The organism is Micromonospora sp. NBC_01405, assembly GCF_045040155.1.
Taxonomy (GTDB): Bacteria; Actinomycetota; Actinomycetes; order Mycobacteriales; family Micromonosporaceae; genus Micromonospora.
Genome location: NZ_CP109532.1, coordinates 353757 through 372807, shown reverse-complemented (window position 1 = coordinate 372807; position 19051 = coordinate 353757). Strand labels below are relative to the sequence as shown.

Genomic DNA, 19051 nt, shown 5'->3' with positions numbered 1-19051 from the left:
GTCAGTCAGTCGCTGGGTCAAACCTCGGCGGGAGGTGCTCATGAACATCATCTCTGTCAGTCGCCGGTGGCCGGCGGTTCCAACAGCAGCCGGTCGAAGTCCTTCTGGGTGACCGACCAGTCCCAGGTGTTCAGCACGTGCGACGCCGCAGCCTGACCCGTCTCGCGCCAAATCTCCTCGGAGGCGGTGAGGGTGAGGATCCGCTCCGCGGCCTCCTCCGGGGTGCCCACCACCCAACCGCTGGGGAAGAGGTTACGGGCGCTGTGCGGCCGGCCCGCGAAGAAGGGCCAGTCCCGTACCACGGGCACCGCGCTGCTGGCAGCCCCCTCGACCAACCCGCAGTGGAAGCTCTCCCGGACCGAGGTGCTGAGGATGACTCCCACGTCGGTCAGTGCGCCGGGCACGTCCTCCGTTCGGCCGGTCCGCACGACCGCGCCGGCAGACTCGAGTTCGGCCAGTTCGGCGTCGAGCTCCTTCACGTACGACCGGACCGCCGGGCTGAGTGACGGCTTGAGTTCGTCACCGATCAGCTTCAGGCGGTACCGCTCGTCGCGCTGACGCAGCTTCCGCAGCACCGCCAGGGCCCAGCGTGGATCCTTGGCCAGCGAGCTCAGCCCGATCAACCCGAGGGTGAAGCGGGCGTCGGCCGACGGCTTGGGCACCGCGTACCGATGGAGTTCCATCGCGTTGGTGACCACGTGCGTCCGGGGCCCCTGCGGGCCGCGCAGCCGCGGTACCGCAGCCAGCGTCAGGTCGCGCAGGTGCTCGGAGACGAAGACCAGGTCGTCCACCCGGGACCAGTCGGTCAGGTGCGGCCACCAGCTGAACGCCTCGAAGCTGTGCAGCCGGACGATCACCCGGGCGTTGCCTGGGTCGATCATGGTCAGCATGGCGGCGGGCAGGTTGCACCAGTCGACGAAGACGGTGTCCGCCGCAGCGACGTGGTGGCCCCACGCCTCCTGGACCTCCTCGGCCCGCTTGGAGGTGCCGGCGAGCATGTGGTGCACGAGGTTGGTCCGGCCGTTGCTGAGCACCGGGCGGATCGACTCCTCCACGAGGTTCAACCGGCGGGCTTCCACCCCGGGCATGGCCTCGTAGCGCTCGATGATGGGGTGCAGGAAATTGTCGTTGAGCCCGGTGAGGAAGAGCATCCGGTGCGCCCGGTCGGCTGGCGGGAACTGCGCCGGCGACCGTCGACCGCGCGGGGTCGCCATCGCCCTGCCGACCTCGCTGCGGTGCAGTGGCGCGAGGTAGCCCTCCGGGTCCTCGGCCAGCGGCGACGTGAGCCCGTCGAAATGCGCGATCCGGTGGAACATCAGGTCGAAGGCGCGGAGGACGTGCGGCGCGGCCTTGCCCGGGTTCTGCTTCTTGAGGAAGCCGTCCGCCAGTTTCAGCTGCCCCTTGGCCACGGTCATCAGGTGGGCGGGCAGCTTGCCCTCGTTCAGCTCCGCCTCGACGATCGGGCCGAGGAGGTGCCCCTTGGTCGTGACGCTCGTCAGCCGATCCTGGGCCGCCAGCGCCAACCGGTTCGCGCTGGCCTTGTGCCCGGCCTGGCGCATGCTGGTGTTCACCCGTTGAACGACCGTGCCGCGGTACCGCTCCGGCACCCCGGGCGCGGCGGCGGCCTGGTGCCAGAACCAGCGCACCGCGCCGAGCCGCATCGCCCGCTGTCCCGTGCTGGCGTTCAGCACCAGCTTCGCCAGATCGACCGTCCGGCTGCGGGTGGAGCTGACCAGCAGTTGCGGGGACGGGCCGATCGTGGTCAGCCGTGGGCGGCGGTGCTGCGCCGGGTCTGCCGACCGCTTCTCCACGGCCCGCAGCGCCGGCGCGATGCCGTAAACGGCTTCCGCCCGGCGATGGCGCTGAGCCAGCTGCCAGACGGTGTGCAGAGCCTGCGCGTCCAGGGCGACCAGGACGTCGGCCTGCCTGGCATGGCGGCGTACCCACGGGTCGCGTTGGGCCCGCAGCCAGGGCCGGCGGGCGGGGCTGGCGATCTTGATCATGCGGCTGGCGCGCGGGCCCAGCTCCTTCGCCGTGGACAGCAGGTGAAGCTCGGCGAGGTCGGCCGCGGCCGGAATCTTCTCCGGATCGAAGGTGCAGGCGACCCGCACCGTGACCCCCATTGACCGAAACTGCTCGAGCGCGTCGGTCAGGACTGCCTGCCGGCCGGGGACGGCTCCCAGGATCATCAGAACCTCGATCATGACCTACCTTCCTCGGCCGAGGCACGAGCGCCGGTGGAGGCGACGTGCGGGGCGCCGGTCGATCCTCCGCGCCGCACCAGCTCGGTGACCTCTTGGACGGCCGGGATGAGCTGCTCCTCCCGGGCGTACTGCCTCGCCCCGGCCCGGGCCTTCTCCCGGTCCGCCTCGCTGGCGGTGCGGGCCAGCGCCGCGGCCCGGCGGAAGGCGCCGGCCAGCTCGACCGGGTCCAGCCCGACCGCCCCGGTCCAGAGCGGATACGTGGACAGGACGGTGGAGGCGTCGTGGTCCGCCTCGTGGGCGGAGACGACCGGCAGGCCGGTCGCCATGTACTCGTACACCTTGCCGGAGGTCATGTACCGGCCGCCGGTCACCATCAGCACGACCACGTCCCAGCGGGCGTACAGGTCGACCACCTCGGCCTTGGGCACCGAACCGCCGACCACCACGCCGTCGGCGGCGGCCGCCCGGAGAAGTTCGGCGTGCGCGTTGTCGCCGCGCGCCCAGGCCGCGCCGATGTGGCCGCGCACCTCGAAGCGCGCGCCCGCCAGCGCCGGGTCCTCCTGACGCGCCATCCGCCACCCCTGAAGCACGGCGTCGAGCAGCGGCACGGGAAGGTTCAGCGCGCCGAGGTAACCGAAGACCAGCGGACGGTCCGGGGGGGCCGGGCGGACCTGCGCGGGAATGCTGGCCGCGTCGTAGCCGTTGCGCACGACCCGCATCTTGTGCGCGAGTTCCGGATAGCGCTCGCGGTACCAGCGAGAGATCGGCTCGTTGACGTTCCAGATGGCGACCGCGTTGGTCAGCAGCTTGATCTCCCACTGCCCGGAGACCGATTCCTTCGAGAACGCCTCGCCGTTGTTGATTACGTCGACGGACCAGCCGTCCCGGAAGTCCACCACGTACGGAACCCGGTGGCTCTCCCACAACTGCCACGTGGCGGCCAGATTGACGTAGGGGGCGCAGGTGGTGACCAGCAGGTCGGCCGGCCGCTCCCGGTGGATCTCCACCAGGGCCTTCTCCAACGCCGGACGCCAGCCGCCGAAGACCGGCTCGGGGAATATCTTGAGGTTCTGCTTGCGCAGTTCGGCGAGGTAGTCCTTGTGGGCCAGAGCCCGCCGCTCGGTGAAGGACCGGATGTCCGTCTCCAGGTCGTCTCGCACCAACGGCAGCTTGACCATCCGGACCCGGGGGTCCACCCCCTCGGAGAGGGTGTGGTCGAGGCCGTACTCGCGTTCCCACGCCTCATCGATGATGGTGACCACGGTGACGTCCCAGCCGTGGGCGGCGAACTGGTTGGCTGTCTCCCGCATCCGGTAGGCGCAGCTCTTGGCCGCGGGGGGGAAGCCGATCGCGAGATAGATCATGTGCGGTCGGGACCCGGGCCGTCGTGGTCGGGGCGGCCTCAACGATTTCCAAAAAGTTCGCCCGTTATTCATCGATTCCGATCCTGGGGAGCTGGGAGATGTGGCGTCGTGGCCCCGGACCAGTCGTGGCCCCGGACCACAGGACCACGCGGTCCGCCCCGGTGGGGACGACCGTCGGACGTCCACGGAGCGGGACCATGCCGGAAAGACCTTTCCATCAGCGGTACGCCGTACGTCTCGGGTCGGCCGGACGCGGTGCCGGTTCCGTCGACGGTCGCGCGGAGCGACCTTCGGACAGAGCGCGGAGACTACAATAACGCCGTTCCGGGCAGCCCGGCCCGGCACCGCCGTCCGGGCAGCCGACAGCGTCCCCTGGCCACCGCCCGTTGTCGCGGCGGCCGGTCTCCGGCCCCGGCGGCTGCTTCCGTAGACTCCTGCGCCATGACCGACCCCGGTACCCGTGGCCGCGACGCCGCCCCCACGGAGGCTGCGCGCGACCGTGCGCCCGCGACGACCCTCACCCCCGCGACGGCAGGGTCCCGAGCCGGCGGGACGGCACTGGACCAGGCGCCCGCGCCGGCGACGGCCGGGTTGACGGAGGGCGGCGACCCAGGGCCGGGCGGGGCGGACGAAGGCCGGCCGGCCGGTACGGCGCCGTGGTGGCGCCGGTCCCGGGCGGAGCTGGTGACCGCGTTGGTCTACCTCGCCGGAGCCTTCTGGGTAACCGGCCGAGGCTGGTGGGACGTCGACGGAAGGCTGCTGGGCAGCCGCCCCAATGACCAGGGGTTCAACGAGTGGATGCTGGCGCACGCGGCGCACGCGGTCAGCCACCTGGAGAACCCGTTCTTCACCACGCTCCAGAACGCCCCGACCGGCGTGAACCTGATGACCAACGTCGGGCTCCAGCTCCCCGGGATCGTGCTGGCCCCGTTCACGCTGCTCTTCGGCGCGTCCTTCTCCTACCTGCTGTTCATCACGCTGAACCTGGCCGGCACCGGCTACGCCTGGTACCACGTGCTCTCCCGGCACGTGGTCGGGTCACGGGCGGCGGCCTTCGTCGGCGGCCTGTTCTGCGCCTTCGCCCCAGCCCTGGTCTCGCACAGCAACGGCCATCCGCACATCACCGCCCAGTGGCTGGTGCCGTTCATCGTCTGGCGGGTCGTGGCGCTGTCCCGCACCGGGCACGTCCTCCGCGACGGCCTGGTGCTGGGCGCGCTCGTCATCGCGCAGTTCTTCGTCAGCCTGGAGATCCTCTTCCTCACCGCGCTCGGCTGCCTGATGATGGTGGTGACGTACCTGGTCCTTCGGCCCCGGGACGCGCTGCGGCGGCTGCGCCGGCTGGTGACCGGCCTGGCGATCACCGGCGTGCTGGTGTCGGCGGCGACCGCGTATCCGCTCTGGATGCAGTTCGCCGGCCCGCAGCACCGGGTCGGCCACCCCGGCACTCCGGACATCTACGCGCTGAAGCTCGGCTCGTTCGTCCGGTTCGCCACCCAGTCGCTCGCCGGCGGGCCGACCAGCGCCGTGGGCTGGGCGCCGAACACCACCGAGCAGGCGAGCTTCTACGGCTGGTCGGTGCTGGTCGTCGCGGCCGCTGCGCTCTGGTGGCTGCGTCGGGAGCTCGTCGCCCGGGTGCTCGGGGTCGTCGGCCTCGTCTCGGCGCTCCTCTCGATCGGCACCACCTGGACCTCGGGCACCCGGCGGACGGATATCCCGGCCCCGTTCGCGTTGGTGCAGAACCTGCCGGTGTTCGACTCGCTGGTGGTGTCCCGGTTCGCGTTGATCACCACCGCGGTCCTCGGCGTGCTGTTGGCCGTCGCCGGGGATCGGCTCACCGCCGCAGAGCTGCGGGAACAGCCCGCCGGACGGTTGGCCGCGCGGGTGGCGGCCGTGCTGGCGGTGGCCGCGCTGCTGCCGATCCTGCCCGTTCCGCTGCAGGCGCGCGGCCGCAACCCGGTGCCGGACTTCGTCACCAGCGGCGCGTGGCGCGACCACGTCACCCCCGGCCGCACCCTGGTGCCGGTGCCGGTCCAAGGCATGACCTCGCTCTACTGGAGCTCCGCCGCCGTGGCCGGCTTCGCCGTGCCCGAGGGCTACTTCCTCGGGCCGGTCTCCGCCACCGACGGCACCGGCCGTTGGGGAGTGGAGCCGCAGCCGACCGCGAAGCTGCTCACCGCGGTCTCGCTTGGCGAGCGGGGCACCACGGTCAGCCCCGCCGAGATCGACCAGGCGCGCGCCGACGTCCGGTACTGGAAGGCTGACGCGGTGGCGTTGCCCGACCACGGTCGCCGGCGGGACGAGCTCAGAACCGTGCTCGATGCGATGTTCGGACCGGGGCAGCGGGTCGACGACGTGTGGCTCTGGGACGCTCGGCCCTGGAGCCGCTGACCGGGGTCAGGGCGATTTCGTCCAGACCAGCAGCAGGTGTCCGCCGAAGTAGGCGGAGAGGATGGTCAGCGTCACCAGGACCGTGATCGCCCGGGCCCAGCCGGCCCGGGCGAGGCCGACGGCGGCCGGGAGCAGCAGCGGGAACGCGGGCAGCAGGAACCGGGCCTTGGAGTGGTAGTAGCCGGCGGCGCCGAGCGTGGTGACCAGCAGCAGCCCGCTGTAGAGCAGGAGCTGCCACGGTTGGCGGTCGAGCAGACTCAGCACGAAGAACATGATCGACAGCAGCAGCACCAGGGTGACCACGAACAGCGGCAGGGCCGCCACCTGCCCCAGGACCTCCTGGCCCCGCTGCGCCGTGTAGACGCCGAAATCGAACGAGGTGCCCCAGCCGGCGTCCTGGATGTGGAACCAGCCGTCCACCCGTCCGGTCCGTGTGCCGACCCAGGCCAGGTAGCCGAGCCAGCCGGCCGGGGTGAGCAGCAGGGCGGCCCACGGGCGCCAGCCGTCCCGACGTCGCACGATCGCCACCAGCGCGGCGAGCCCCACTACCGCGATCAGCGACGAGGCGGTCGGACGGGTCAGGCCGGCGAGGACGCAGAGCGTCGCGGTGGTGAGCCAGCGGCCGCGCAGCACCGCGTACAGCGCCCAGGCGGCCAGGGCAGTGAACAGGCTTTCGCTGTACGCCATGGATTCGACGACGCCGTGCGGCAGCGCACCCCAGAGCGAGGCGAACAGGATGCCGGTGCGGCGGTCGTGCAGGTGCTCGCCGATCGCGAACAGTGCCCAGGCGGCCGCGAGCCCGGCGACCCACGCCACGACGAGCGCGGCGGCACGGGGGCCGAGCGGTGAGATCCACTCCAGGGCGGCGGTGAGGCCGGGGTAGAGCGGGAAGAAGGCCATGTTGCTCTGCGTCTTCTCGTACCCGTCGTACCCGTGCTGGACGATCGCGAGATACCAGGTCCCGTCCGACTTGGTGAGTAGTTCGGCGGGCGAGCGGTCGGTGTTGCGGGCCCAGAAGTAGACGGTGAGCAGTCCGACCAGGCGGATCATTACGTACGCGCCCAGCGCGGTCCCGGCGTGCCGGGCTGCCAGCCACAGCCGTCGTCCGGCCGCGACCGGACCGGTACCGTCCGGTCGGACGGCCGGTTCGGGCGTTGCTTCCGGCATGGGTCGACTCCGCGTGTTGGGCGTCACCGGGTCCATCTCTGATCCTGTCCATGCGAGCGGGCGAGCGACGGTTGTGCCCGGCAGATCAGGAAGGATGGGTGTCGCCGGGGAGGTGATGGCGTTCCCCGTGCGCACCGGACGCCGAACAGCATGCGCCGAGCAGCATGCAGAGTAGCAACCAGGGACACGGGGGCACGGAACACCGCCGCTGAGAGACGGTGCGCCGGTTGCGTTGTCGTAGACTCGCTCGGGTCCGCGGGTGCGGTGCCTTCGACACGGAGACGGGCAGAAATGGGATCTGACGGCGCGACCCCAGCGGCGACCACCCGAGGACGGGTCGTGATGCTGGTGGACAACGGGGTCATCGGCGACTCCCGGGTGCAGAAGGCGGCACGATCGGCGGCCGAGGCCGGCTGGGAGGTCGTCCTCCTTGGCCGCGCGCCCGTCGGACAGCCGACGAGTTGGCGGCTCGGCGGCGCCGAGGTTCGCCTGGTGCCGATGCCCGAGCCGCTGGCCAAGCGCCGACACGAGTTCCGGCGGGCCTGGCTCCGTCGCCCGCTCGCCTACCCGCCCAGCGGCATCGGGGCGCACCGCAGTCAGGCGATGCGGGCCTGGCGGGCCGACCTGCGGGTGCGACGGGCGGTGTTGACCGCCGCCTCCCGGGAGTCCGGCGTCGGCCGTCCCGGCGGCCTCTCCTGGCAGGTTCTGCGGGCCGAGGAGAAGTTCGCCGGCCTTACCCGCCGCTGGGTCTCGTTGCGCAACCGGCAGTTGACCCAGGCTCGGCGTGGCCGCAAGCTCGACGGCCCCTGGGACCGCGTGTACACGCTGTTCTGGCAGAAGGTGCGAGGCGGCGGCGCGTGGCGACGCCTCGAGCCGGGCCTGTGGGACTACGAGCTGGCCTACGGCCCGGTCGTGGACGAGCTGGAGCCGGACCTGATCCACGCCAACGACTTCCGGATGATCGGCGTCGGCGCCCGCGCCAAGCTCCGGGCGGCCGCCGAGGGCCGACGGATCGCCCTGGTCTGGGACGCCCACGAGTACCTGCCGGGCGTGCAGCCATGGCGGGACAACGCCCGCTGGTTGCCCGGGAACGTCGCCCACGAGCGGGAGTACGTGCCCCACGCGGACGCCACGATGACGGTCTCGGGCGGCCTGGCGGACCTGCTGCGGCGCGAGCACGGGCTCGCGGAGCGCCCGGCGGTGGTCCTCAACGCCCCGGCGGTCGACGAGTTGCCGGCCGACCCGGCCGCGCCGGTGCCGGACATCCGCACGCTCTGCGGGCTGCGGCCGGGAATCCCGCTGCTGGTCTACAGCGGGGTGGCGGCCGCGAAACGCGGGCTCGGGGTGATGGTCGAGGCGCTGCCGCGGTTGCCGGAGGCCCACATCGCGCTTGTGGTCAACAAGCCGGAGTCCGCGTACGTCAAGGGTCTGGTCGGGCGGGCTGAGGAGCTGGGCGCGGCCGACCGGCTGCACGTCCTGCCGTACGTGCCGCACCACCAGGTGGTGCGGTTCCTGTCCGGCGCGCAGGTCGGCGTCATCCCGATCCAGCATTGGCCGAACCACGAGATCGCCCTGATCACCAAGTTCTTCGAGTATTCACACGCCCGCCTGCCGCTGGTCGTCTCCGACGTCCGGACCATGGCGGAGACTGTCCGCGAGACCGGGCAGGGCGAGGTGTTCGCGGCCGAGGACGTGACGGACTTCGTCCGGGCGGTCCGGGCGGTCCTCGGCGACCCGGCACGTTACCGGGGCGCGTACGACCGGCCTGGGCTGCTGGCGGGGTGGACGTGGGAGGCGCAGGCGGAGGCGCTGGACGCGGTCTACACCCGGTTGCTGCCAGGCGCCCCGTCCCGCCCGGCCCCCGACGGCGACCCGGCCCCGGGCGCCGCCCCTGCGTCAGTGGGAGTGGGTTCGTGAGCATGCCCGACGTGACGGTGGTCGTCGCCGTCTACAACACCATGCCGTACCTGACCACTTGCCTGGACTCGCTGGTCGGGCAGACCATCGGGCTGGACCGGCTGGAGGTCGTCGCGGTCGACGACGGCTCCACCGACGGCAGCGCCGCCGAGCTGGATCGGTTCGCCGAGCGGTACCCCGGCACCGTCACCGTGCTGCGCCAGCCCAATTCGGGCGGTCCGGCGGCCCCCAGCAACCGCGCCCTGGACCACGCGCGCGGCCGGTACGTCTTCTTCATCGGCTCGGACGACCACCTGGGGCCGGAGGCGCTGGAGCGGTTGGTCGACGCCGCCGACCGGTGGGACTCCGACGTGGTGCTCGGCCGGATGGTCGGCACCAACAAGCGTTACGTGCACCAGGCCGTCTACGCCAGCACGCAGGAGGAGGTCGACCTCTTCGGCGGCGACCTGGCCTGGTCGCTGTCGAACACCAAGCTGTTCCGCCGGGACCTGATCGAGCGGCACGGCCTGCGGTTCCGCGAGGACATGCGGATGGGCAGCGACCAGCCCTTCACGTTGGAGGCGTGCTTCCGCGCCAGGCGGATCTCCGTCCTGGCCGACTACGAGTACTACTACGCGGTCAAGCGGGACAACGCGCAGAACATCACCTACGCCAGCCGGTTCGAGGAGCGGCTGCGCTGCGCGGAGGAGCTGGTCGGCTTCGTCGTCGACCTGATCGCGCCGGGGCCGCGCCGGGACGCGATCCTGTTGCGCAACTTCAGCTGGGAGGTGGCGAAGCTCCTCCAGCGCGAGTTCCTCGCCCTCGAACCGGACGCCCAGCGGCACGTCCACGACCGGATCCGCAAGCTGGCCGAGGCGTACCTCACCGACGGCATCGTGGCCCGGTTGGCGCCGGACCTGCGGCTGCGGTTGGTCCTCGCCCGGGACGCCGGCCTGGACCGGCTGCGTGACCTGGTCGGCCAGCAGTCCGACAAGACGCCGCCCGAGGCCGTCATCGAGGAAGGTCGCTGGTACGCCCACTACGTCGGCTTCCGCGACCCCTCGCTCGGCTATCCGGACGAGTGGTACGACGTGACCGACAAGGCCGCCAAGGTGATGGCGAAGCTGACCGCGACCGCCCTGGCCTGGGGGCGGGACGCCGCCGGGGCCCGGGTCCTGGTGGTCACCGCCCAGAGCCGCTGGGCGGCGCTGGCGACGCTCGGCGCCGACGCGGTGCGGATCAGCGTCGGCGAGCTGGCGGGTGCCAGTTCGGTCACCGCGGGCGGCCCCGGTACCGTCGTGCGGACGGACTTCGCGCTGGACCAGCTACTCGCGGTCGTCGCGGCGAACGGGGAGCGTCGGGTGGCGCGGGCCGAGGTCACCGCGTCGGGCGGGACCGGCTCGTCGCCACTGCGTACCGACCGCCGGGTCTCCGCACCCCGCCTGCTGGCCCGGCACGGTGTCCGGTTCCACCTCGTCACGCCCACCACCAACCACAAGGGCCAGGTGATCGTCGCGATCACGCCGGTGACCCCCCGACGGTTCCTTGCCCGCCTGCGCCGTATCTGGCCCTCTGGAGGAAAGTAGTTACATGGACATCTGCGTCGTCGCGCTTGGAAAGATCGGCCTGCCACTTGCCGTGCAGTTCGCCTCGAAGGGGCACCGGGTGGTCGGTGCCGACGTCTCCGAGCGGGTCGTCCAGCTGGTCAACGACGGTGCCGTGCCGTTCCCCGGCGAGGCCGACCTCGACGTCAAGCTGAAGGAGGTGGTGGCCGCCGGTCTGCTGTCGGCCACCACCGACACCGCCGCCGCGGTCGCCGGGTCCGAGGCGGTCGTCGTGGTCGTACCGCTCTTCGTGGACGCGGACGGTGTGCCGGACTTCGGCTGGATGGACGACGCCACCCGGGCCATCGCTCGGGGCCTCAAGCCGGGCACCCTGGTCAGCTACGAGACCACCCTGCCGGTCGGCACCACCCGCGCCCGCTGGGCGCCGATGCTGGAGGAGGGCTCCGGTCTCACCGCCGGCAAGGACTTCCACCTGGTCTTCAGCCCGGAGCGGGTGCTCACCGGCCGGGTCTTCGCCGACCTGCGCCGTTACCCCAAGCTGGTCGGCGGCATCGACGAGGCGTCCGCCTCGAACGGCGTCCGCTTCTACGAGGCCGTGCTGGACTTCGACGAGCGGCCCGACCTCGACCGGCCCAACGGCGTCTGGGATCTGGGCTCCGCCGAGGCGTCCGAGCTGGCCAAGCTCGCCGAGACCACCTACCGGGACGTCAACATCGGCCTGGCGAACCAGTTCGCCCGGTTCGCCGACTCGGTGGGGGTGGACGTCACCAAGGTCATCGATGCCTGCAACACCCAGCCGTACAGCCACATCCACTCGCCGGGCATCGCCGTCGGCGGCCACTGCATCCCGATCTACCCCCGGATGTACCTGTGGAACGACCCGGCAGCCACCGTGGTGCGCTCGGCCCGCGAGGCCAACGCCGCCATGCCCGAGTACGCCGTCGACCTGCTCGCCGCCGCGTACGGGGACCTGACCGACGTGGGGGTGCTGGTGCTCGGCGCGTCGTACCGGGGCGGGGTCAAGGAGACCGCCTTCTCGGGCGTCTTCCCGACCGTGGAGGCGCTGCGCGAGCGGGGTGCCAAGCCGTACGTCTCCGACCCGATGTACACCAACGAGGAGCTGGCGGCGCACGGCCTGCCCGGCTACGACGGCGAGCCGGTCGGCGCCGCCGTCATCCAGGCCGACCACGCCGAGTACCGCAGCCTCGCCCCGGCAGACCTGCCGGGCGTCTCCGTATTGGTCGACGGCCGTCGGATCACCGATCCGGCCCGCTGGGCCGGCGTCCGTCGGGTGGTCATCGGCGGCTGACCCGGTCCGCCCGGTCCCCGTGGGCCTCGGCCGCTCACCGGCCGGGGCACACTGCTTCCGTGGCTCGACCGACACGTTCGGTGAGCGGCATCCTCGGCTTGTTCGTCCGCCGGACACCCCAGCAATACTTGTGTTACTTGCCCCGTTTAGGGTCGCAGATGCCTGGTATCGGACCCATCGACGCCGGCGAGTAGACAAGGGAGCGTGTCGTTGTTCAGCAGAGTGCGAAACCAGCAGGGTCTCGCCGTCGTCGGTGTGACCCTGCTGGGCTACGGGGTCATGGTCCTGTCCGGTGTCTTCGGCTGGCTGATCCCGTACGTGGTCGCCGCGTTGGTCGCCGTCGCCGGTGAGTTGGCCCTCGCCACCCGGTTCGCCGCAGCGGGCGAGCTGCTCCAGAAGGCCGGGCTCGGACCGGTCTGGCGGTGGCTCGTCCGTGACCTGTCGGTCGTGCTGCTGATCGTCAGCGCGGTCGGTCCGGCAGCCGGCGGGACCGTCGCGGTCCTGTTGCTGCCGGCCGCGCTCTGGAGCGTTGCCGTCGGCAGCGCCGCCCTCAGCGCGGTCGACGAGCACCGCGCTTCGACCCTGGCCTTCGCCCGCAACATCGACCTCGCCCGCACCGCCGGGGTGCCGGGTCCGCCAGCCTGGGCGCGGCGGATCGCGGGCCTGCGACTGCCGCTGATCAACGTGCTCCTCGTCCCGGCGGCCGTGCTGGCCGCACTGGTCGACCGGGTCGCCCCCGTGGTGGTGACCGGGCTGGTCACCCTGGCGGTGGGACTGGTCACGGTAGCCGTACTCGCGCTGGCCGGGCGGGGTGGGCGTAGCCGGGGGCAGGGGTCGCTGTCAGCCGTGCACGCCTGGCTGGCTCGGGAACAGCCCGAGGTGGCGCTCTACTTCGCCGGCCCCGCCAAGGACGTCTACCAGGCCAACATGTGGCTAGCCCCGGTCGAGGCGGCCGGGCGCCGCGCGGTGGTGCTGCTCCGTAACGACGAGGCGTTCCGCGAGCTGGCCGACACCCGGTTGCCGGTGATCTGCGTACCGGCCGGGGTCGACTTCATGAACCTCGACCTCAGCTCGATCCGGGTCGCCCTGTACGCGGCGAACGTCGGCGCCAACATCCACATGCTGCGTGAGCCGGGAATGAGGCACGTCTTCGTCGGCCACGGTGACAGCGACAAGCAGGCCAGCGTCAACCCGTACAGCAAGGTGTACGACGAGGTCTGGGTGGCCGGGGCGGCCGGTCGGGAGCGGTACGCCCGGGCCGGGGTGGGCGTCCTCGATCGCGACATCGTGGAGGTCGGCCGCCCGCAGCTCGCCGGGGTGCACACCTTCGGCGCGGAGTTCACCGACCGCCCGTTCACCGTGCTCTACGCCCCCACCTGGGAGGGGTGGCTGGACGACGACCCGTATCACACCTCGCTGGTGCTGATGGGGGAGCGGATCATCGCCGGGCTGCTCGCCGCCGGTGGCGTCCGGGTGGTCTACAAGCCGCACCCGCTCACCGGCAACCGGTCGAGGAAGGCCCAGGCGGTGCACGAGCTGATCGTCGCCCGGCTCCGGGCCGCCGGCGGGCAGGTCGACCCGACCTCGCTGGGCGGCACCGCGCACCTGGTGGTCACCGGCCGCACGCCGGCCCTGTTCGACTGCTTCAACGCCACCGATCTGCTGATCAGTGACGTGTCGAGCGTGGTCTCCGACTTCGTGCAGAGCGAGCGGCCGTACGTGGTGGCCAACCCGGCGGGCCTGCCCGAGGACGAGTTCCGCCGGACGTTCCCCACCGCGCGGGCGGCGTACCTGCTCTCGCTCGACTGCGGCGAGCTGGAGAAGGTCCTCGCCCTCGCCCGGGGCGGGAACGACCCGATGGCCGAGGCTCGGCGGGAACTGAAGGAATACCTGCTCGGACCGGCCGGGTCCAACCCGATGGACCGGTTCCGGCAGGAGATCGGCCGCCTCTGCGGCTGACCCGCTCGGGCCGGGGACGAGAGCCGGGCGGCGGTGGACGGCGAGGAGCCGTCCACCGCCGCCCGGTCATGTCGTCAGCCGCGCTGCGGCGGGTTGTCGGCGTCGCGGGAGACGACCTCGCCGCGCTCGTCGACCCAGCCCTTGGGCCGTGCCGGGTTGCCAGCCACCAACTGGTACGGCGCGACGTCCCGGGTGACCACCGACCCGGCGGCGATCATCGCGTACTCGCCGACCTCGATCCCGCAGACCAGCGTGGCGTTCGCACCGATCGAGGCGCCCCGGCGGACCAGGGTCGGGGTGATGGTCCAGTCCGGGTTCTGCGCCCGGGGGCGGAAGTCGTTGGTGAACACGGCACACGGGCCGACGAAGACCTCGTCCTCGATGGTCACGCCCTGGTAGACCGAGACGTTGTTCTGGATCTTCACGAGGTCGCCGACGGTGACGCCGGCATCGACGTACACGTTGCGACCGATCACGCAGCCGGCGCCGACCCGGGCGCTCGACCGGATGTGGGCCAGGTGCCAGACCTTGGTGCCGTCGCCCACCTGGGCGCCCTCCTCCACGTCGGCGCTCGGGTGGACGAAGACGTCGGGGCGGTCGGTGGTGTCAGTCATCGCTGCTCGCATCGCTCGGGGCGCGCCGTCGCGCCGGCGGGTGGGACGCGTCGGGACGGCGACGGGTGCCGGCCGCCCGCGCGGATCGGACTGCCACGCCCGCCGGCGGGCTGCGGTCACCCCGGCCGGCGCGCGGACTCGGGTGAGCATAGCGATCCCTCAGCGGAGCAGTCGCGCCACCGCGTCGGCGGCCGGGACGTCCGCCGGCAGCGGGTGGGCCGCGGCCACGGCGGTCACCGGCAGCGTCCCGTACAGGTGCGGGAACGGCGCTCCGCCCCGGGACGGCTCCCAGCGCAGCGCCGCACCGAGCGCCGCCGGGTCCACCGCCAGCAGGGTGAGCCCGGTGGCGCCGGCGAAGTGCCGCCGGGCCGTCTCGACGAGCTGGTCGGCGGCGGAGAGGTGAATGAACCCGTCCTGGCGGTCCACCGCCGAGCCGGCGAAGTGCCCGGCGTTTCGGGCGGTGTCCCACTCGGTCGTGGCCAGCAGCTTGTAGATCACCCCGGCAGCCTACGGCGACCGCGGCCCCTCGACCCGGGACGCGCCCCGGCCCGGCCCTCGGCCGGCGGGAAGGGTCTGACCGGCCGGCCCTCCCGTCCGGGCGGTGCTTCTGCGACCATTCGACGACCGAGCAACGAGGAACGGAGGTCCGGGGTGCGCATCCTGCTGGTCGAGGACGACCGACGGGTGGCCGCCGCCCTGTCGTCCGCCCTGACCCGCCGCGGCTACGAGGTGGAGCACGCCGCCACCGTCGCCGCGGCGCTGTCCGCCGCGCCCTGCGACCTCGTGCTGCTCGACCTGACCCTGCCCGACGGCGACGGCACCGACCTGTGCCGGGTGCTGCGCCGGCGCAGCGCCCAGCTCGGCATCATCGCGGTCACCGCCCGGGGCGAGGAACGCGACCGAGTCCTCGGCCTGCGACTGGGCGCCGACGACTACGTGGTGAAGCCGTTCTCGATGGTCGAGCTCCAGGCCCGGATCGAGGCGGTGCTGCGCCGGGCCGCGCACGCCGCCCCGGAGCGGGACGTGATCCAGGCCGGCCCGGTTCGCATCGACGTCGCCGGGCGGACGGTCACAGTCGACGGTCGGGAGGTGACCCTCACCCGCAAGGAGTTCGACATCCTGCTCTCGCTGGCCCGGCAGCTCGGGGCGGCGGTGCCCCGGGACCGGATCCTGCTCGACGTGTGGGGCACCACCTGGGCGGACCGGCACACCGTCGAGGTGCATGTCGGATCGCTGCGCGGCAAGCTGGGCGACGCCCGGCTGGTGGAGACGGTCCGCGGGGTCGGCTACCGGCTGCGCGGGGAGTGAGGGCCGGTGCGTCGTCGGCTGGTCATCAGCTACCTGCTGCTGATGGTGCTGGTGCTCATCGCGTTGGAGACGCCACTCGCCACCACCCTGGCCACCCGGGAGACCGACGAGGTGCGCGCCGACCGGCTCGCCGACGCGACCCGGTTCGCCTCGCTGGCCGGGCCGGCGCTGCGCGGCGGCGTCCCCGGCCCGATCGGGGGCGAGCTGAGCAGCTACGACGAGTTGTACGGCATCGGCGCGGCCGTGGTGGACCGGGACCGCCGCACGGTGGTGGCCTCGCGCAGCTGGCAGGTCGGGCCGGGCACCGAGGCGGCGTTGGACAACGCGCTGTCCGGGCAGCAGTTCAGCGTCCCGGAGTCGGTGTGGCCGTGGACCGGCGGGCCGGTCGTGGTGGCGGTGCCGATCAACGACGGCGGTGAGGTGCTCGGGGCGGTGGTGATCGCCGCCCCGGCGGACGGGGTCCGGCGCACCGTCACCGCGTGGTGGCTGCTGCTCGCCGCGATCGGCATCTTCGCCGTGCTGGCCTGCGTGCTGACCGCGTTCGGGCTGGCCGGCTGGGTGCTGCGCCCGGTGACCGAGCTGGACGCGGTCACCCACGAGATCGCGGAGGGGGACCGGGGGGCCCGGGTGCAGCACCGGCTGGGCCCGCCGGAGCTGCGCCGCCTGGCGGTGAGCTTCAACAACATGGCCGACGCGGTGTCGGACGTGATGGACCGGCAGCGGGCCTTCGTCGCGCACGCTAGCCACCAGCTGCGCAACCCGCTGACCGCGCTGCGGCTGCGGGTGGAGGAGCTGGGGCCGAGCCTGGCCGACGAGCCGGGGCGGGCCGAGCACCGGCTGGCGCTGGAGGAGACCGACCGGCTGGCCCTGCTGCTGGACGCCCTGCTCACCCTGGCCCGCGCCGAGCGCGAGGAGAACGAACGGGTCACCGTGGACGCCGCGGCGGTCGCCGCGTCCCGGGTGGCCGCCTGGCAGCCGCTGGCCCGGCACCGGGCGGTCGCCCTGCGACTGGCCCCGGTCGCCGATCCGGTGTACGCCCGAACCGTGCCGACCGCCGTGGACCAGGCGCTGGACGCGCTGATCGACAACGCGGTCAAGTTCAGCGGCGCGGGTGGGGAGGTGACCGTGGACGTTCGGGCGGCCGACGACGGGGTCGCGCTGGAGGTCCGCGACACCGGCCCCGGCATGACCCTCGACCAGCTCGACCAGGCCACCGAGCGGTTCTGGCGGGCCCCCGAGGTGCAGAACGTCGACGGCGCCGGGCTCGGGCTGACCATCGTCGCGGTCCTGGTCGACGCCTCCGACGGCCGGCTCACCATGCGCCTGGCGCAGCCGCGTGGCCTGGTGGCCGGTCTCTGGTTCCCGGCCGCCCCCGACCCCGCGACGGCCTCCGACCCGCTCCCGCCGGGCACCGCCGCGCCGCCGGGTGGGACCGGGCCGACGGGTGGGATCGCGCCGACCGGCGACGCCGCGTCGGCCCGGGACGCCCCGCTGGCCGGCGGAACGGTGGACCCGGCCGGCTGACGGGTCAGGGTTTGTTCGACCGGTACCAGTCGGCCGCGCCGGGATGCAGCGGCAGCGGGGCGGTGGCGATCGCCGAGCGGGGGCTCATCCGGCCCGCCGCGGGGTGCGCCGCGGCCAGCTCGGCCCGGCGTTCCATCAGCAGCCGGGTCACCTCCCGGACCAGCGGATCCGGCAGGTCGGCCCGGACGACCAGGTAGTTCGGGTTCGCCACCGTGGTGACCGGCTCGACCCCGTACACCGAGCGGGGAATGTCCCGGGAGACGTAGACCTCCCGGTAGCTGCGCCGCAGGGGCTCCGTCCAATCGCCCAGGTCGACGATCCGGGTGGCGCCGTCGGCGGTCAGTTCCTCGACGCCGCGCACCGGGAGCCCACCGGAGAAGAAGAAGGCGTCGATCCGCCCGGCGCGCAGCGCGTCGACCGAGGCGTCCAGCCCCAGCCGCTCCCGGCGGACCGTAACCCCGCCCAACTGGGCGACCTCCAGCAGCCGGGTGGCGGTCACCTCGGTGCCGGAGCCGGGCGCCCCCACGGAGACCCGCCGGCCACGCAGGTCGCCCACCGAGTGGACCGGGCCGTCGGCCCTGGTGACCAGGTGCAGCAGGTCGTCGTAGACCCGGGCCACGGCCAGCACGCTCGGGCGGTCCTCCCGGCCGGTGGGAAGCACGTCGGCCTGGGTGAAGCCCAGCTCAGCGTCCCCCGTGTCGAGCAACCGCATGTTCTCCGCCGATGCGGCGGTGACCACCACGCTGGCCAGCACCCCGGGCAGCTCCCGGTTCAGGACGGCGGCCAACGACTGGCCGAACGCGTGGTAGACGGCGGTGGGGCTGCCGGTGGCGATCCGGATCCGGATCGGCTCGCTCGGCGAGTCCCGGCAGCCGGCGAGCCCGGGCGCAGCCACCAGCACCAACAGCAGCACGGCCACGCCGGCGGCGCGCGGTGGCACAGACCAGCTACGGCTCACCCGGTGCACTCTGCGCGTGCGACGCTCCCGGCGCAAGCCCGCCGGCCGGCCGCGTTCAGCTTCCGCCGGCCGGCGGTCCTCAGTCGAGGGCGGTCACCCCCGGCCCGGTCGCCGGGTCCAGGGTCACGCTCTGCAGGATACGGTCCCGGTCCGAGCCGTCGGCCACGCTCACCACGTAGCAGCCCGCGCCGGGCCGCAGCAGTGCCGGCACCTCCAGCAGGGCGGCACCCCGGACCAGCACGGCGGCCAGCTCCCGGTCGGTCAGCCGGATCCCCAGGATGTGCCGCCGGACGTGCCGGCCGCCTGCCAGCAGCGCCGCCCGCCAGGCCGCGGCGGCGAGCCGGGGACGCCACACCCGGCGGGCCGTGGACGCGCCCGCTACGGGCCCGCCGAGCAGCTCCCGGCGGCCCTGCCGCCAGCCGATCTCCACCAGCGTCGCGTACGTCGCCCCGTGCTCGCGGGGCACCTGGAGCCGGTGCAGCTCGAAGCGGCGGCGCAGGCCGCCGGTGGTCACCTCGTGCCCGACCGGGATCTCCAGCCGGGCGAGGAGCTGGCGCATCCGGTGCGCCGCGTCCTCCCGGTTGAACTCGGCGGCTTGGCCGATGCGGGCGGGGGCCGGGGGACGGCGACCTGCCCCGGCCGGCGGGGAGGCGCAGCGCAGCAGGCAGGCGACCTCGAACGCGTCGGCGAGGGTCAGCCAGTCCAGCGGGGGCGGGGTCGTGGGAAGACGAGGCCGGTCGAGCAGCGTGGGTTCGGGGGCCACCACAGTCTCCTTGTCGGCGTCAGGTTCCCCTT

General features: G+C 73.0%; 14 protein-coding genes. 7 read left to right on the top strand and 7 right to left on the bottom strand.

The features are described 5' to 3' along the window. Positions 1 to 56 precede the first annotated feature (56 nt). Positions 57 to 2204: a glycosyltransferase family 1 protein gene (locus OG559_RS01635; protein WP_405111476.1), complete on the bottom strand. Its 2148-nt coding sequence runs from the start codon at positions 2202 to 2204 to the stop codon at positions 57 to 59. Further along, entirely contained in the window at positions 2201 to 3568 is a 1368-nt protein-coding gene (locus OG559_RS01630) for a glycosyltransferase (protein ID WP_405111473.1), read from the bottom strand. The genes OG559_RS01635 and OG559_RS01630 overlap by 4 nt, the downstream gene beginning before the upstream one ends. Positions 3569 to 4009: 441 nt before the next feature. Between OG559_RS01630 and OG559_RS01625 the strand changes: the two genes are divergently transcribed. Continuing rightward, a complete protein-coding gene (locus OG559_RS01625; RefSeq protein ID WP_405111470.1) occupies positions 4010 to 5956 on the top strand; it encodes a hypothetical protein in 1947 nt (648 codons plus the stop codon). Positions 5957 to 5962: 6 nt separating this feature from the next. On the opposite strand, the gene OG559_RS01620 is transcribed toward OG559_RS01625, so the two are convergent. After that, a complete protein-coding gene (locus OG559_RS01620; protein ID WP_405111467.1) occupies positions 5963 to 7123 on the bottom strand; it encodes a hypothetical protein in 1161 nt (386 codons plus the stop codon). Between the two features lie 342 nt (positions 7124 to 7465). Between OG559_RS01620 and OG559_RS01615 the strand changes: the two genes are divergently transcribed. The 4 genes from OG559_RS01615 to OG559_RS01600 all read left to right on the top strand — a co-directional run bounded on the left by OG559_RS01615 (position 7466) and on the right by OG559_RS01600 (position 13852). After that, positions 7466 to 9040, top strand: a complete 1575-nt coding sequence (locus OG559_RS01615) for a glycosyltransferase family 4 protein (protein WP_405116306.1) — start codon at positions 7466 to 7468, stop codon at positions 9038 to 9040. Further along, positions 9037 to 10605: a glycosyltransferase family 2 protein gene (locus OG559_RS01610; RefSeq protein ID WP_405111464.1), complete on the top strand. Its 1569-nt coding sequence runs from the start codon at positions 9037 to 9039 to the stop codon at positions 10603 to 10605. Before OG559_RS01615 ends, OG559_RS01610 begins: the two co-directional genes overlap by 4 nt. A gap of 4 nt (positions 10606 to 10609) precedes the next feature. Beyond that, on the top strand, positions 10610 to 11893 hold the full coding sequence (locus OG559_RS01605; protein WP_405111461.1) for a nucleotide sugar dehydrogenase: 1284 nt from the start codon (positions 10610 to 10612) through the stop codon (positions 11891 to 11893). A 210-nt stretch (positions 11894 to 12103) separates the two neighbouring features. Next, entirely contained in the window at positions 12104 to 13852 is a 1749-nt protein-coding gene (locus tag OG559_RS01600; RefSeq protein ID WP_405111458.1) for a CDP-glycerol glycerophosphotransferase family protein, read from the top strand. Positions 13853 to 13926: 74 nt separating this feature from the next. Here OG559_RS01600 and OG559_RS01595 read toward each other — a convergent pair whose 3' ends face one another. After that, positions 13927 to 14466, bottom strand: coding sequence for an acyltransferase (locus OG559_RS01595; RefSeq protein ID WP_387018632.1), 540 nt, complete (start codon positions 14464 to 14466; stop codon positions 13927 to 13929). A 159-nt stretch (positions 14467 to 14625) separates the two neighbouring features. Beyond that, positions 14626 to 14964 (bottom strand): DUF952 domain-containing protein, encoded by a 339-nt coding sequence (locus OG559_RS01590; RefSeq protein ID WP_396674081.1) that lies wholly within the window; start codon positions 14962 to 14964, stop codon positions 14626 to 14628. A 153-nt stretch (positions 14965 to 15117) separates the two neighbouring features. Here OG559_RS01590 and OG559_RS01585 point away from each other — a divergent pair, with 153 nt between their 5' ends. Together OG559_RS01585 and OG559_RS01580 are read left to right on the top strand one after the other, a co-directional pair. Beyond that, positions 15118 to 15774, top strand: a complete 657-nt coding sequence (locus tag OG559_RS01585; protein WP_387018637.1) for a response regulator transcription factor — start codon at positions 15118 to 15120, stop codon at positions 15772 to 15774. Positions 15775 to 15780: 6 nt separating this feature from the next. Beyond that, on the top strand, positions 15781 to 17298 hold the full coding sequence (locus OG559_RS01580; protein WP_405111453.1) for an ATP-binding protein: 1518 nt from the start codon (positions 15781 to 15783) through the stop codon (positions 17296 to 17298). 4 nt (positions 17299 to 17302) lie between these two features. On the opposite strand, the gene OG559_RS01575 is transcribed toward OG559_RS01580, so the two are convergent. Both OG559_RS01575 and OG559_RS01570 read right to left on the bottom strand, forming a co-directional pair. Further along, positions 17303 to 18256, bottom strand: a complete 954-nt coding sequence (locus OG559_RS01575; RefSeq protein WP_405111450.1) for a TAXI family TRAP transporter solute-binding subunit — start codon at positions 18254 to 18256, stop codon at positions 17303 to 17305. Positions 18257 to 18335: 79 nt separating this feature from the next. Continuing rightward, positions 18336 to 19019 carry a hypothetical protein gene (locus tag OG559_RS01570; RefSeq protein ID WP_405111447.1) on the bottom strand — a complete coding sequence of 228 codons (684 nt, stop codon included), beginning with the start codon at positions 19017 to 19019 and terminating at the stop codon, positions 18336 to 18338. Positions 19020 to 19051 lie beyond the last annotated feature (32 nt).